Genomic DNA, 14,129 nt, shown 5'->3' on the forward strand with positions numbered 1-14,129 from the left:
AATGCAATGGAGGCAATCATGTCTGATTCACTGCTCGCACCTACGGCAGGGCTGTTCCCGGTGTCCTACCAGATCGGCAGCAACGCCGCCGGCGCCCCGCGCCTGCAACTGGACCTGCTGATCCATACCCCGGACCGCAGCCTCAACGGCGCGGCCCAGATCACCCAGGCCATCAACCCACCGCTGGACCTGCACCTGGACGTCTGGGGCAGCTACACCTACCTCACCGTACAGCCACCCAGCGAAGGCAGGATCCTGATCACCGCCCAGGGCAACCAGGGTGGGCCGCACGCCAACTCGCCGGTGCAGTTCAAGTTCAGGGCGCTGCTTGACCCGGGCTGGCAGCGCGGCGTGGCCGACTACGAGTATTACAATGGCCAGCGCTGGGTGAGCGTGGACAATGTCCCGGTCACGCTGGAAGGCCAACGCATCCAGCAACTGGCCAACGTTGACCTGCAAAGCGAACTGCATAACGCCACGCTAGAGGCGGCCATCGCCAACGGCGACCTTGCGCATCTCAAACAACTGGCTACCGGCGGCCTCGACCAGGCCCTCGCAGCGTCCCAGTCCCCGGCCACCAAAGCCGCCAAGAAAGCCTGAGCAGGCAAGGAGATAGACCATGGCAATCGGACTGTTCCATTTGCGCCTGAACGTCAGCAACGGCTTGCTGGGCGCCCCGACCTTGACCCTCGACCTGCTGGTCAACACCGTGACCAAGCGGGTTTCCGGCAAAGCCCGCGCCAGCCAGGCCACCTACCCGCCGCAGCAATTCCAGGCCAACGTCTGGGGAGACTACAGCGAGCTGCAGTTCGCGCCGGCCGGCGCACCGTCGATCGTCCTGAGCCTGGATGGCAGCCCCAGCGGCCCGCTCAGCCAGATCGCCCAGACCTTCCACCTGCACGGCCTGCTGGAAGCCGACTGGAGCACCGGCTCGGCCAGCTACCGTTACTTCAGTAACGGCCACTGGGTCGATCAGCACGGGCGGGTGCGCAAGGCGCCGGATGTGACCCACCAGGGCCGGCCGCAATTGGCGCAGCGGCTGAAGGCGGCCGTCAGCCAGCTGGAAAGCGTGTAACGCGCAAGCAGTGCGCCGGCAAGGCCACTTGCCGGCGCAACACCCGTCAGCACTCGACGAAGGCCACCGCCAGGCCGCCGCGTGAAGTTTCCTTGTAGTTGGCATGCATGTCGGCACCGGTATCGCGCATGGTGCGGATTACCCGATCGAGCGAGATGAAATGTTCGCCATCCCCGCGCAGGGCCATCTGCACGGCGTTGATGGCCTTCACCGCGGCAATCGCGTTGCGCTCGATGCAAGGCACCTGAACCAGCCCACCGACCGGGTCGCAGGTCAGCCCGAGGTTATGTTCCAGGGCAATTTCGGCAGCGTTTTCCAGTTGTGGCGGTGTGGCGCCCAGCACTTCAGCCAAGCCCGCAGCGGCCATCGAGCAGGCCGAGCCGACCTCCCCCTGGCAGCCGACTTCAGCACCGGAAATCGAAGCGTTCTTCTTGCACAGGATGCCGACCGCCGCAGCGGCCAGCAGAAACGCCACCACATCGTCGTCGCAGGCGTTGGGGTTGAATTTCATGTAGTAATGCAGCACGGCCGGGATGATGCCGGCGGCACCGTTGGTTGGCGCGGTGACCATGCGCCCGCCAGCGGCATTCTCTTCGTTGACCGCCAGGGCAAACAGGTTCACCCACTCCATGGCGCTCAAGGTCGACCCGATCACATTGGGCTGGCCAGCCTCCTGCAAGCTGCGGTGCAGACGTGCAGCGCGGCGCTTGACGTTGAGCCCACCGGGCAAGATGCCTTCGTTGCGCAGGCCATTGTCGACGCAGTCTCGCATCGCTGCCCAGATCCGCAGCAGACCTTCACGCACCTCGGCCTCCGGGCGCCAGGCGCACTCGTTGGCCAGCATCAGTTGGCCAACGCTCAGCTTGTTGGCCTTGCACAGGGCCAGCAATTCGGCGCCACTGGAAAACTCGTAAGGGAGGATGACGGCATTCGCCTCAGCCTGCGGCGCATCGATCTCGCCCTGCTCGACGATGAACCCGCCACCGATAGAGTAATAGGTTTGTTGCAACAGGCTGCCCTGCCCGCCCAAGGCGTCCAGCGTCATGGCATTGGGGTGGTAAGGCAGGCTCTCATCCAGCAGCAGCATGTCGCGGGCATAGTGGAATTCCAGCGGATGGCTGCCGTCGAGCATCAGGCACTGCTCCTGCAGCAACTGATGGATGCGCGGTTCGATGGTGGCCGGGTCGATGCGATCCGGCCATTGCCCCATCAGGCCGAGCAGGCAGGCGCGATCGGTGGCATGGCCTATCCCGGTGGCTGAAAGCGAACCATACAGGCGCACTTCGATGCGCTGCACCTGTGCCAGCAGGCCTTGCGCACGCAACGCCTGGGCAAAGCTTGCTGCCGCCCGCATCGGGCCTACGGTGTGGGAACTGGACGGGCCGATGCCAATCTTGAAAAGGTCGAAAACACTGATAGCCATGCTAATGCCTGACCGTGTCGGTGCTGAACGCTGCCGCACGGTTGTCTGAGAAAATTGAACGGTACTGCCAATTTGCGAGATACTGCCGCGCTCATCGGCAGATGACCAACGAAACTTCCTAAGCAAGGCTTTAGCGGTACTAAACGATGCGACGGCAACTCAATGGCCAGATGTTTGTCTGGCTGCATGTCTTTTCCTGTGCGGCGCGGCACCTGTCGTTCACCCGCAGCGCGCAGGAGCTGCACATCACCCCCGGTGCGGTCAGCCAACAGATGCGCCAGCTCGAAGAGCGCCTGGGCTACAAACTGTTCCTGCGTCGGGCCCGGGGCGTCGAACTGAGTGCCGAAGGCCAGCGCCTGGCGCAGACCGTGACCGAGGCCTACGGCAGCATCGAGGCCGAATTGCTGCGCCTGGATGCCGGGGAAATCCGCGGGACCTTACGCCTGCGTTCAATTCCTTCGTTCCTGGCCAAGTGGCTCACCCCGCGGCTGCCACGCTTCCAGCAGCGCTACCCGGACATCGAACTGCGCCTGGTTGCCGAAGACAGCGCCCAGGCCTTGCACCCTGGCGACTTCGACCTGGCCATCGACCTCAACGACGGCAGTTACCCCGGCATGCTGTCGACCCCGCTGCTCGACGAACAGATCTTCCCGGTCTGCTCACCCGCGCTGCTGCGTGGCCGCCCACCGCTGCATGGTCCGGCAGACCTCGCGCATTACCCACTGCTGCACGACATCACCGCCTGGCGCGGCAGCTCGGAATACGCAGAATGGGAGTTTTACCTGGAGGGTATCGGCGCAACCGGGCTGCATGTGCGTCGCGGGCATACCTTCAACCGCAACCACCTGACCATCGAAGCGGCGATCGCCGGCATTGGCGTAGCCATTGCGCGGCGCACGCTGCTCAATGACGAGCTTGAGCGTGGCGCCCTGATCGTGCCGTTCGGCCACCCCGTCGCCAATCACAAGCGCTACATGGTGCACTACCCGCCGGGCGGGCTGAACCAGCCTGGCGCCCGTGCGGTGCATGACTGGCTGGTGGAAGAGGCACAAGGCTTCCGCACCTTGCACCCACTGGCGCTACCGGCCTGATCACTCGTCGGCAATGTGCTTGAAGTTGAACGACGGCACATAGCCAGTGCCGAGCAGATGCGGGCACTCCGAAGCCTTGTAGTCATCGCTGAGCAAGTCCTGCGTGCTGTCATAGCCTGGCATCGATATCCCGGCCATGTTCAGCAGCGTATGCGGTAACGAGGCGATGCTGACCTGCTGATCCTCCCTGGCCTTGAGCTTCTGCAATTTACCCGCTTGCTCCGACGAGAAATTGCCGCTGGACCAGATGAACGCCGAGGTCGACAGGTCGTATTCATTACCTATGCCATGGCCCAGCAGCACGCGACTGTCATCCAGCAAGTTCTCGCCATGGTCCGACGCGTAGACCAGCAGCGTTTTCTTCTGGCTGGCCGTCAGCTGTTGCATGATCGAGAACAGCAGCCAGTCGGTATACAACACCGAATTATCGTAATCGGCGGTGATCCGGTCTTTCTGACTGCCGCTGGCAGGCTTGAACCGGGCAAAGTCACTTGGAAAGCGCCGAGCGTATTCGAAGTGGCTGCCCTTGATATGAATGAAGATCGCTTGACGGTGCCCATCGGCCTTGCCCAGCACGCTCTGCAACACCGGCATCAGCGCACCGTCATAGCTGCGCTCCAGGTACTGGCGGTATTGGGCTTCTGCGGCGATCTGCGGAATGATTCCGCCAAAGCTGTCCACCTCCTGTGAAGACAGCCAGTACGTGTCGTAACCGGCCGCGCGAAAGATCCCCACCAACGACTTGTTCGAGGCGATCAGGTCCCAGTCGCGGATGGATTCCAGGCTCAACAGCGAAGGCACGGCAACCGAGGTATAGGGCGCAGTGGTGCACATGCGGTTGAACTTGAACAGCCCCGGCTGCTGGTCGAGGTGGGGCGTGGTCTTGTTGGGGTAGCCGTACAGCGACCAGTTGTGCGGGCGCGAAGACTCACCGATGACGAACACCAGGGTCTCGATGTCGGCCTGGTCGGAGATGCGGGTGATCTTCACCTGCGACGCCAGGCGCTGCTTGATGTACCCCTTGGACTCCACATACAAGGTCGCTGTCAGGCCGATCTGCGACAGGTAGCCTACCGGCGTGCTCTGGTCTTTCGCCACCAGGTCGAGCACTGCACCTTTACTCAGTGAGTTGACCTTTACCGTCTTGTAGAAGTACGCCCCATAGCCCAGCAGCAACCCACCCAATGCCAGCCCCAGAATGGCCTTGTTGCGGTACAGACGACGCCCGTACAGACCGGCCAGCCCCGCCCCGTAGCACACAGCGAACAGGGCCAGGGTGCCGGCGATAGACCGCCAGTAGGTGGCGAAAAAGTCGGTCGCTTCCTTGTAATTGGTCAAGGCAATGAACAGATACGCGGCCGTCAGGCGCGAACCGAAGTTCAGCACGACGAACAGATCGATGCTCGCCAGCAGATAGAAGGGCAACAGCAGCAGGTGCACCTTGAACTGATTGGCGGATACGAAGCGGATTGCCAGCAGCCACAAAAATGAAATGGCAAAGGTGTATAAAACCAGCAGGTCGAACTTCGCGCATTGGCACTGCGCCATCAGTCTGGCCAGCAGCGGCGACAACAGAAACATCCCTAGCACAAGCGAAGGCCACTCAGACTTCAACAGCCCAGCGGCACTCGCCCTTCTCGGTGGCAAGATGCTCATGCCCCCTCCGCCTTTACGCAGCCTTTCGTTCCGGCATCAATAAGCCTGCTTGCCGGTGAAGGCATTGACCGTGCGCACCAGGATCACGAAGTCGAGCCACAACGACCAGTTATTGATGTACTCGATGTCCGAGTTGACCCGCTGGATCATCTGCTCGATGTCCTTGGTTTCGCCCCGGTACCCGCGCACCTGCGCCAGGCCGGTCATGCCAGGCTTGATGTTGTGGCGGGCGAAGTAGTCGACGATGTCCGGTGAGTACAAGTTGTCGTGCTGCAAGGCATGGGGCCGCGGGCCAACCAGCGACATGTCGCCGGTCAGCACGTTGAACAGTTGCGGGAGCTCATCGAGGCTGGTACGCCGGATGAAGGCGCCAACCCGGGTCAGCCGCGGGTCATTGCGCTGCGCCTGCGCGACCACACCGTTTTCCGGCTGATGCACATGCATGCTGCGGAATTTCCAGATACGGAACGATTCCCCGGTCCAGCCCGTGCGGTCCTGCCGGAAGAACACTGGCCCCGGGCTGTCGAGTTTGATGATCACCGCGACAGCCAGCAACACAGGTGACGCGCACAGCAGGATAAGCGCGGCCAGCACGCGGTCTTCGAGGTTTTTCAGGAACAGGCTGGTGCCGGTCAGTGGCGTTTCCGACAGGGTCAGTACCGGAATCCCTGCAATTTCACGCACGCTGTGGTTGATCAGGCGCAGCGAGAAGATGTCTGGCACCCAATTGACCGCAATACACTTGTCGAGCAACTTGAGGTAGACGTCCTGGATGACGGCGGACCCCCCCAGGGGGGTTACCAGGTACACCGTGCGAATGCCGTGTTGGGCAATGATCTCGTCCAGGTCAGCAATGCTGCCCAACACCGGCAGGCGCTGCTTTGCATCTTGTTGTGCCTCACGCTGTGCATCCTCTTCCTGATCGACCCAGATGCAACCCATCACCCGCTCGCCGAACCACGGGTTGTTGCTGATTTTCTGGTACAGGAAGTTAGCCAGGTCGCCGCTGCCGATAATCAGCGCGTTATCCAGCCGAGCATGGGCCGTGAAACGCTTCTGCAATTCGCGCATGGCCACGTGCAGGAACAGCTGGACCACATAACCAATGACAAACAGCTGGACGACCAGCAGCCGCGAATAGGTTTCGCTCTGCTTGGTCAGGAAGGCGATAACCACCAGGAAACAGAATGTCGCCGACCAGGCCTTGAACAGCCTGAAGGCCTTTACCGAAAGCCCCACATTGCTGCGGTAGATGGCGTAGTGGTCATAAATGACCGCCAGCGCACCGATCAGCAGCAAGAGCATGATCACATAATCTGAGGTGATGTAGCCGAACTGGTTGTAAATCAGGTACCACGCCACACCGGTGACGGCAATCCCGTCCAGGCCCGCTTGAATGGCGTTGCTGACGCTGCTTCTACGCTGGAGCAACGAGCGACTGCTTCTGGGTTCGAAAACCATCGTAAGGCCTCACTGATTTGCGTGTGGCAAATGCCTGACCATCACAACGAAGCGATGGAAACTCACCTCAGGTAGCTGATAAACCTTTGAAATTTTGCAGCACGGCGCTCCGCGTCAGTTGATATCACTGTAGCAGCACCCTGCAGTTGCTGCGGGGCAGATCGCCCCACCCGACGGGCAGCATTGAGCTTCGTCACTGCACCCGACGCAAGGGTGCTCTGGCGTAGCGCAGCGCACGCAACAGGAACAACGGATTGCCCACCACATAGCGTGAAAACAGGCGTTTGGGTTCCTTGAACAACCTGAACACCCACTCACCGTTCAGGCGCCGTATCCATTGCGGCGCTCGCGTCACCTTGCCCCCTAGAAAATCCACGATGGCGCCGCCGCACACGATCAGGCAGGGGCTGTCGAGCGCCGCCAACCGGGCGGCCAGCTGCTCCTGTTTGGGCATCCCCATCCCCAGCACGATCAGCGCTGGCTGTTGTGCCCGGGCAAGGCCGAGGTAAACGTCGACCTCGGCAAAGCCATCGTGGCGTGACACCACGTGCACGCCATACCGCGCCTCGCAGCGCTCAGCGGCCTCGGACAGAAACGGCTCGCGCGTGCCCCAGAATGCCACGCGCCGGCCATTGAAGGCCGCCAGCAACTTGGGGATGAAGTCCGTGCCGTTCATGTTGAGCCCAGGCGCCAGCCCCAGGCGCCGCAGCAATATCGCCATGCCGGCACCGTCGCGCAGCAGCACGTCAGCCGATGCCAGTGCCTGCCAGTAATCAGCCTTGCCGGCGACCAGGTTCATGGCATGGGCGTTGACAAAGCCCAACACGGTTGGCCGCTGCGGTGAACAAAGCGACACCAGCAGCCCTTGCTCGTCTGCGGCATCCTCGACCAGGCGCAGCTTGCCCATGATCGTCTGCCAGCGTTGCAACCAGGCCCGACCTTCCATCAGCTGTCATCCCGTTTCGAACGCACCCAGTCGACCTGGCGCTTGAGTAGGAACCCCAGGTACAGGGGAATTTTCCTCGCCGCATAGAACGGCGCGTACATCAATACCGAAAACGGGATCAGCTCCCGCGCAAAACGGGCCCACGCCAGCAAGACGGCGACGCCCAGCAGGCCCAACGCCAGGGTGGCGAGCAATGCCGGCAACAGCACGCCAAACAACCCGAACGCCAGCCAGGTGACCACGAAAAGCGCCATCAGCAGCAATGACAACAAGGCCAGCGGCGGCACCAGCAGGTCCATGGCCATGCCCAACAGCGGCCAGTCTCGTTGCATCAATGCGCGCCCCATGAGTTTGGGCCCCTCAGCCAGCACAACCCCCAGGTGCCCATGCTCCCAGCGTTTGCGCTGGATGCTCAGGCCTTCCTGGCTGGTGGGGAAGTGACTGTTGACCACGGCCTCCGGGCAAAACAGCGGCGGTTTGCCGAGCGCTGCACATTCCAGGCCCAGCTTCAGGTCTTCGACCAGGTGCCCGGTTGCCAGGTTGACGGCCGACACGTCCTGCCAGGCCAAGGCCATGCCCGCCCCCATCAACTGGCAGGGCAAGCCCGCCCGGGCCCAACCGCGTGGACGGACCAGGTTCTTCACCCGCCAGGCAAAGGCGGCGACCTGCACCTTCAACCCGGCCCCGGCAGGTGCATGCATCAGGTACAACGCTTGCGCAGGCCGGGCGTTGTCTATGCAACAGCGCGCCAGTTGCTCAAGCGCACCTGCGCCTACCTGGCAGTCCGCGTCGATGATGATCAATACCTCGGGAGGCGCCTGACGCAGATGCTGCACCCCGAAGTCCAATGCGTAGCCCTTGCCCCGATGCTGCAGATCCTCGCGCTCGATCACGTGCGCGCCCGCTGCGCGGGCCAGGCTAGCGGTCTGGTCCGTGCAGTTGTCCGCGACCACCAGCAACTGGTCGCCTTCGCACAGTTGCGGCCTGATGCTGGCAAGCGTGGATGCGATCAGCGACGCCTCGTTGTGCGCCGGCACCAGCACGGCAACCCGCGCACGGGTACCTTGCCGAACAGCCCGCGCAGGCTGGGGCAGGCAGGCCAGCACCACCTGGGTGAACAGCACCAGTGTCGGCAACAGCACCAGCAGCGCCGCCAGCACCAGCAGCAAGCTCAACAAAGTCAGCATGTCGGTACCTTGAAGTGGCTAAGCAACATGGCCGCTTGCGTATCGATGTCGTGGCGTTCCAAGACGCGCTGGTAAGCGGCCTCACCCATGCGCTGGAGCACCTCCGCCGGTTGCTGCAGACAGTCGAGCATCGCCTCGGTCAACGCCTCGACGGAACCGGCCGGGAACAACCAGCCATTTTCACCCTGGCGTACCAGTTCAGGAATACCTGCCACGTAGGTGGTGAGCACCGGCCGACGCAACGCCATGGCCTCCATGATGACCACCGGCAAACCCTCGGCAAAGCTGGGTAGTACCAGGGCACGCGCGGCGAGGATTTCGTCCCGCACCAGCGCGCTGCTGATCCAGCCGGTGATGCGCACCTGCCCCTGCAAGCCGTGCCGGGCGATCAGCGCCTCGATTGGACCACGCAATTCGCCATCGCCCGCCAATACCAGCTCAAAGGCCACGCCCCGGCTCGCCAGGACGCGTGCGGCCTCGATCAGCAGCAACTGGCCCTTCTGCTCACACAGCCGTCCCACGCAAACCAACCGGGGCGCAGCCACTGGCGCTAACGCAGCCCCTTCATGGAAACTGCGCTCCAGGCCACAATGCACAACCTTGACCTTGCCCCAGTGCTCATGGGCCACCCAGCGGAACAACTGGCTGCGCCCGAAGGAACTGACGGCGGCAACGAACGCAGCCCGACGCACCTTTTCGCCCAGGTGCAAAAGCTGCGCCTTGTCGAACTCTTCCGGCCCATGCACGGTGAAGCTGTAGGTGGGCCCACCCAGGGCGTTGGCCAGCATGACCACTTCTGTCGAGTTGGTGCCGAAATGCGCATGCACATGCTCGACTCCGGATGCCTGCAGCCACTGCAGCACTCGGCACGCCTCGGCCAGGTACACCAGGTGGTAGGGCCATGGGCGATCAGCGCGCCAGCCCAGGCCAAGCGCCAGGCGCAGGGCGGCAAGAAACGCCTTGGGTTGCGCCCGAGCAACCTCGAACAGCGGTTTCAGCAAACCCCGCAACCCTTCATCTAGCACATAGCGGGTCTTGCCCCGTTCGGTCAGGTCTTCGGGGTCGTGCAGTTCGGCATCCCAGCCTCGCAAGGCGATACGTTGAACGTCGATGCCCTGGCGCTCCAGTGCCAGTATTTCGCGGCGGATGAAACTGTGACTGACCTTGGGATACTGATTGATGAAATAAGCAATGCGCATAGAGCCCCGAATCGGTGTTCGTTTACTGAATGGCCAGGTCTGCCGTGCTCTGCTGCACAGGGCTACCCGCCAGGATGGCCTGTATCTGGCCAAACACGTCATCCAACAACGCATGGCGCCTGCGATACATCGCCCGTTTCTTGGCCGCGACTTCCTCGGCCGCGCGCTGCGCGGGTGCCAGGGGGATTGTGAAAAAATCCTCACGGTCCGACGGCTCGGCACCGTTTTCCTGCCAGATCACATCGTAGTTGGCCGCCAGGTCCTGGTGCTTTTCGGCACCAAAGTAGGGATGGCGATGGTGGCGATACTCATCCCCCACCGCATAAATGCGTTCGGCCCCCAGCGTTCGTGCCACGCACTTGATCGCCTCGATCAGCAGGCTCCTGGGGCGCAGGCCTTCGAAGTCCTTGGTCAGGTCGCGATAGATCGTCAGCGACGTCTCGCTGTCCACGCCCTTGTGAATGCCCTGCACGGCGCCGATGTACAGGCACAAACCTGCTGCTTCGCGGCACAGGGTAAAGGCGAGCGAGGCCACGCGCAGTTCGCCCTGGAACAGGTTGATCACCAGCTCCCCTTCGCGCTTGAACCAGATCGGGCGGTCGAGCACCAGGCTGCAACCGCTGGCGTAAGCCGACAGGTCACACAGCAGCCGGTGTTCGTCCCGCTGCAACAGCAGCAACGGGGCACAGTGCGCCGCGACCACTTCATAATGCGACGCCACCGCTTCGAGCCGCTGTGGGGCGCTCCAGCACTTGCTGATGTAAGGCCACTGCACGACGCCAATGCAGTCGACGCCCAGCCGCTCGAAGCGGTCTTGGCCCAGTGCCTGTGACATGCGCCGAGCGAAAGCCTGCAAGCCGGGCCACTCGCGGGCCATCGATACCGTCAACTTGAACTTGTTGTTGAGCGCGCGCAGTGAATAGCCGGGCTGCAAGGTGAGCACGCTCTTGGCCAGCGATCTGAAGGTCATCGTCATGTCACTTGTACTCGATCAGCAGCGACTTGCCGGCCGCATACCTGTTCAGCAGGAACCTCGCCTGGCCGAGCATTTCCGGGAACTTGCCCAGCACCAGGAACACCGCCTGCCACCAGTTCTCCCGCGTCGAACGCCCGCCCCGGCAAGCCAGACGCACAATCTGCAACGGATAGACCAGCAACAACCACAACCCCCAGCCGCCTGACAACAGGCTCAACGTCAGGATCGCCAGTGGCACGTTCAGGCCCCACAACCAGGCGCGCCGTGATTCACGCAGCCAATGGCGTTCCGGCGTCTGGCCATGCAGGTATGCGCCTTCGGCATAGGCATAGCCGGCACGCAGACTGCGCCGCCACCATTGCCCGAAGCGGGTCATGGCGGCGTCGTGCAAGGTCATCTCATCCGCCAGGCGCCAGACCTTCCAGCCACCGGCGCGCAAGCGCACGCACAGCTCCGGCTCTTCGCCGGCAATCAGCTCCGGGCGAAAACCGGACACCGCCATGAAAGCGTCGACACGCATCAGTGCATCGCCCCCGCAGGCCTTGGCTTCCCCCACCGGCGTATCCCACTCCAGGTCACAGAGCAGGTTGTACACCGAGCGCTGCGGGAAGCGCTCGCGGCGGCGACCGCACGCCACCGCCACGTCCGGGTGCTGGTCGAGAAACGCCTGAGCCTTGCCCAGCCAGCCGGCATCGACTTCGCAATCGCCATCGACGAACTGCACGTGGCGGATGCCCGGCACGATATCTTGCAGGCAGGCAAAGCCTTCATTGCGGGCCCGGGCGGCGGTAAAGGGTTGCGTCATGTCCAGCGCCACCACTTCCACGCCCAGCCTGCGCGCCAGCTGCACCGAGCCGTCGGAGGAGCCGGAGTCGACGTAGACCAGCTGGTCCGCACGCCCTATCAGGGACTGCAGGCAACGCCCCAGGCGCTGCCCCTCGTTGCGGCCGATCACCACTACTCCAATGCCTGTCACCATGGGTTTCACTCGTCAGCTGCGGGCTGGGTCATGTGTATTGCATCGCATCGGCGTGCTTGCGCGACTTGATGGTCGCGGGCACCCCCACTGCCAAGGAGTTGTCCGGGACGTCGATCAGCACCACCGCGTTCGAGCCTATCGCCACGTTGTTACCGATGCGTATATTGCCCAGCACCTTGGCCCCGGCGCCGATGTCCACGTTATTGCCGAACACCGGAGCGATAGGTTCGTCGACATTCTTCAGGCCCACCACTACGCCGTTGCGAATCCGGCAATCATCGCCAAAACGCGCATAGCCACTGATGACGATGCCACCGAAGTGATCAATGACGAAGTTGCGGCCGATCACTACCTCGCAAGGCAGTTCGACCCCGGTGATGATCTGCACGAACTTGAACAGCACCTTGTAGACGAAGGACAGCAGCTTGCGCAGCAAGGCCGGGCGCACGCCATAGCGCCAACGGCCGAAGCGGTAGACCAGCAGCACCCAGAACCCTTGGGCACCCCAGTCACCCCCGTGGGCGCGCAAGTCTGCGCGAATGTTATCGAACATGGTTTCACCTACCGTGTGGGTTGGCTGGCAAACTGGGTCTTGAGCAACAGCGACCAGGTGGCGCGGGTGTGCCGCCAGCACGCCTTGATTGCAGCCAGGCCGCGGCCTTTGAGCAGTGCCTTGAGCGCCAGCACCAGGTCGCCCAGGCTTACCAGCAGCATATGCAGGGCCAGCCCCGCCGCGCCGTGGTGCTTGCGGAAATACAGCAGTTCGCTCTCGATCTGATAACCGGATATCTGCCGGCTCGCCGCTTCCAGCTCGGCCACCGACTTGGAGCTTTCACCGCCAATGTGCACCACGGTGGTGTCAGGGAAGAACACCACCTTCCAGCCGGCCGCTTTCACCCGCTTGCAATGGTCCACCTCCTCGTAATAAAGGAAGTAGCGCGGGTCGAACAGGCCCACCTGGTCGAGCACTTCACGGCGCACCAGGTAGAAGCAGCCGGGCAGCCAGTCACACTCACGCACCGAGGCGTGGTCCCAGTCCATGTCGTCGACCATTTTCAGGCCCGGAAAAAAACGCCCGAGTCCGGTGCGCCCGACGAATACGTTCAAGGGCGTCGGGAAATACCGGCAACTCGGTTGCAAATCGCCGTCACGACCCACAAGACGCACGCCAAGAATGCCGCACTCAGGGTGTGCCTCCATGTAGTCGACGGTTTTCTGCAGGCTGTCGGCGGCCACGAAGGCGTCGGTGTTGAGCAGCAGCGCGTACTTGCCCTGCAGGTGCGCCAGCAGCTGATTGTTGGCGCGGCCGAAACCGACGTTGAGTGTGTTGCTCAGCAACAGGGCCTGCGGGCAGACCTTGCCCAAGCGCTCCACAGAGTCATCAACCGACGCGTTGTCCACCACCAGATAGCTGGCCAAGGCTTCCCCACCGGCAGCGCGCAATGCATCGAACATCGGCTGCAGCAGCGACGCGGTGTTGAAGTTGACTACCAGCACATCGACTGGCTTCTTATCCATTGCTGCTGTCCCCGAAGAAATAGCGACGCCGGTGCATGGCCAAGGTCGACTCCAGCGACGGGTCGAAGGAGCCTTTGCGTTGCTTGATCAGGTCTATCCAGGGGTAGGCGTTGCAACGCTCTTCGACCCGCTTTATCAGGTCTTCCGTGGTGCAGATGAACTTGGCGGGGTTGCCGCCGACCACCGTCCCCGGAGCCACGTCCTTGGTCACCACGGCGCCGGCAGCCACCACCGAATCAGGCCCGATGGTCACCCGTGGCATGACGATCGCGCCGTGACCGACAAAACTGTTGTCCCTGACGTCGATGACACCGACCGAGTCCAGCTTCCTGCCATAGCAGAGTTCGATCAGCGCCACCACGCCGTCGTGACCGATCAGCGTGCAGTCGGACAGGCCGACGTTGTTGCCGATGCGCACCAGCGCCGGGTCGGTGACGTTGCAACCCACGTTCATGTGAAAGTTGTTGCCCACCGAATAGAACTTGCCCCATCGGTACTGGAATTCGCCCCACTGCCTCGGTGTCGGTTTGCAAAGTTTCAGGTAGGCCGTAACGCCCCGCCCGGTGGTGTTGGCGTAATGCGCCACTGCATTGCGTATCCATCCAAACATATGGCAAA

At 62.6% G+C, this 14,129-nt stretch carries 14 protein-coding genes; 3 read left to right on the top strand and 11 right to left on the bottom strand.

Annotated features, from left to right (window positions below; all coding sequences use genetic code 11):
- Positions 1 to 18: 18 nt before the first annotated feature.
- Both APH28_RS01535 and APH28_RS01540 read left to right on the top strand, forming a co-directional pair.
- Positions 19 to 600 (top strand): DUF1842 domain-containing protein, encoded by a 582-nt coding sequence (locus tag APH28_RS01535; RefSeq protein WP_060507284.1) that lies wholly within the window; start codon positions 19 to 21, stop codon positions 598 to 600.
- A gap of 19 nt (positions 601 to 619) precedes the next feature.
- Entirely contained in the window at positions 620 to 1,075 is a 456-nt protein-coding gene (locus APH28_RS01540) for a DUF1842 domain-containing protein (protein ID WP_060507285.1), read from the top strand.
- 46 nt (positions 1,076 to 1,121) lie between these two features.
- Here APH28_RS01540 and APH28_RS01545 read toward each other — a convergent pair whose 3' ends face one another.
- Positions 1,122 to 2,498 (bottom strand): L-serine ammonia-lyase, encoded by a 1,377-nt coding sequence (locus APH28_RS01545; RefSeq protein ID WP_060507286.1) that lies wholly within the window; start codon positions 2,496 to 2,498, stop codon positions 1,122 to 1,124.
- Between the two features lie 146 nt (positions 2,499 to 2,644).
- Between APH28_RS01545 and APH28_RS01550 the strand changes: the two genes are divergently transcribed.
- On the top strand, positions 2,645 to 3,589 hold the full coding sequence (locus APH28_RS01550; protein WP_060507287.1) for a LysR substrate-binding domain-containing protein: 945 nt from the start codon (positions 2,645 to 2,647) through the stop codon (positions 3,587 to 3,589).
- Here the strand turns inward: APH28_RS01550 and APH28_RS01555 are convergent, their stop codons facing one another.
- From APH28_RS01555 to APH28_RS01600, 10 genes are all read right to left on the bottom strand, one after another.
- On the bottom strand, positions 3,590 to 5,170 hold the full coding sequence (locus APH28_RS01555; protein WP_256248303.1) for a phosphoethanolamine transferase: 1,581 nt from the start codon (positions 5,168 to 5,170) through the stop codon (positions 3,590 to 3,592). It lies immediately after the preceding gene.
- Positions 5,171 to 5,281: 111 nt separating this feature from the next.
- Positions 5,282 to 6,706 carry an undecaprenyl-phosphate glucose phosphotransferase gene (locus APH28_RS01560; RefSeq protein ID WP_060507289.1) on the bottom strand — a complete coding sequence of 475 codons (1,425 nt, stop codon included), beginning with the start codon at positions 6,704 to 6,706 and terminating at the stop codon, positions 5,282 to 5,284.
- Between the two features lie 193 nt (positions 6,707 to 6,899).
- Positions 6,900 to 7,652 (bottom strand): WecB/TagA/CpsF family glycosyltransferase, encoded by a 753-nt coding sequence (locus APH28_RS01565; RefSeq protein ID WP_060507290.1) that lies wholly within the window; start codon positions 7,650 to 7,652, stop codon positions 6,900 to 6,902.
- Positions 7,652 to 8,839: a glycosyltransferase family 2 protein gene (locus APH28_RS01570; RefSeq protein ID WP_060507291.1), complete on the bottom strand. Its 1,188-nt coding sequence runs from the start codon at positions 8,837 to 8,839 to the stop codon at positions 7,652 to 7,654. The genes APH28_RS01565 and APH28_RS01570 overlap by 1 nt, the downstream gene beginning before the upstream one ends.
- Positions 8,833 to 10,038, bottom strand: coding sequence for a glycosyltransferase (locus APH28_RS01575; protein WP_060507292.1), 1,206 nt, complete (start codon positions 10,036 to 10,038; stop codon positions 8,833 to 8,835). The genes APH28_RS01570 and APH28_RS01575 overlap by 7 nt, the downstream gene beginning before the upstream one ends.
- A gap of 22 nt (positions 10,039 to 10,060) precedes the next feature.
- Positions 10,061 to 11,008 (bottom strand): DUF535 family protein, encoded by a 948-nt coding sequence (locus APH28_RS01580; RefSeq protein ID WP_060507360.1) that lies wholly within the window; start codon positions 11,006 to 11,008, stop codon positions 10,061 to 10,063.
- A 7-nt stretch (positions 11,009 to 11,015) separates the two neighbouring features.
- A complete protein-coding gene (locus APH28_RS01585; RefSeq protein WP_060507293.1) occupies positions 11,016 to 11,993 on the bottom strand; it encodes a glycosyltransferase family 2 protein in 978 nt (325 codons plus the stop codon).
- A 28-nt stretch (positions 11,994 to 12,021) separates the two neighbouring features.
- On the bottom strand, positions 12,022 to 12,546 hold the full coding sequence (locus APH28_RS01590) for a serine O-acetyltransferase (protein ID WP_060507294.1): 525 nt from the start codon (positions 12,544 to 12,546) through the stop codon (positions 12,022 to 12,024).
- Between the two features lie 8 nt (positions 12,547 to 12,554).
- Positions 12,555 to 13,511, bottom strand: coding sequence for a glycosyltransferase family 2 protein (locus APH28_RS01595; protein ID WP_060507295.1), 957 nt, complete (start codon positions 13,509 to 13,511; stop codon positions 12,555 to 12,557).
- The gene (locus APH28_RS01600) at positions 13,504 to 14,121 is read right to left on the bottom strand and encodes an acyltransferase (protein WP_060507296.1); all 618 of its coding nucleotides are present in this window, start codon (positions 14,119 to 14,121) and stop codon (positions 13,504 to 13,506) included. The genes APH28_RS01595 and APH28_RS01600 overlap by 8 nt, the downstream gene beginning before the upstream one ends.
- Positions 14,122 to 14,129: the final 8 nt, after the last annotated feature.

It is taken from the genome of Pseudomonas sp. NBRC 111124 (assembly GCF_001320245.1).
Taxonomy (GTDB): domain Bacteria; phylum Pseudomonadota; class Gammaproteobacteria; order Pseudomonadales; family Pseudomonadaceae; genus Aquipseudomonas.

Coding starts and splice junctions, on each gene's coding strand:
- APH28_RS01535 (WP_060507284.1), top strand. CDS start 19: ATGTCTGATTCACTGCTCGCACCTACGGCAGGGCTGTTCCCGGTGTCC.
- APH28_RS01540 (WP_060507285.1), top strand. CDS start 620: ATGGCAATCGGACTGTTCCATTTGCGCCTGAACGTCAGCAACGGCTTG.
- APH28_RS01545 (WP_060507286.1), bottom strand. CDS start 2,498: ATGGCTATCAGTGTTTTCGACCTTTTCAAGATTGGCATCGGCCCGTCC.
- APH28_RS01550 (WP_060507287.1), top strand. CDS start 2,645: ATGCGACGGCAACTCAATGGCCAGATGTTTGTCTGGCTGCATGTCTTT.
- APH28_RS01555 (WP_256248303.1), bottom strand. CDS start 5,170: ATGTTTCTGTTGTCGCCGCTGCTGGCCAGACTGATGGCGCAGTGCCAA.
- APH28_RS01560 (WP_060507289.1), bottom strand. CDS start 6,706: ATGGTTTTCGAACCCAGAAGCAGTCGCTCGTTGCTCCAGCGTAGAAGC.
- APH28_RS01565 (WP_060507290.1), bottom strand. CDS start 7,652: ATGGAAGGTCGGGCCTGGTTGCAACGCTGGCAGACGATCATGGGCAAG.
- APH28_RS01570 (WP_060507291.1), bottom strand. CDS start 8,839: ATGCTGACTTTGTTGAGCTTGCTGCTGGTGCTGGCGGCGCTGCTGGTG.
- APH28_RS01575 (WP_060507292.1), bottom strand. CDS start 10,038: ATGCGCATTGCTTATTTCATCAATCAGTATCCCAAGGTCAGTCACAGT.
- APH28_RS01580 (WP_060507360.1), bottom strand. CDS start 11,008: ATGACCTTCAGATCGCTGGCCAAGAGCGTGCTCACCTTGCAGCCCGGC.
- APH28_RS01585 (WP_060507293.1), bottom strand. CDS start 11,993: ATGGTGACAGGCATTGGAGTAGTGGTGATCGGCCGCAACGAGGGGCAG.
- APH28_RS01590 (WP_060507294.1), bottom strand. CDS start 12,546: ATGTTCGATAACATTCGCGCAGACTTGCGCGCCCACGGGGGTGACTGG.
- APH28_RS01595 (WP_060507295.1), bottom strand. CDS start 13,511: ATGGATAAGAAGCCAGTCGATGTGCTGGTAGTCAACTTCAACACCGCG.
- APH28_RS01600 (WP_060507296.1), bottom strand. CDS start 14,121: ATGTTTGGATGGATACGCAATGCAGTGGCGCATTACGCCAACACCACC.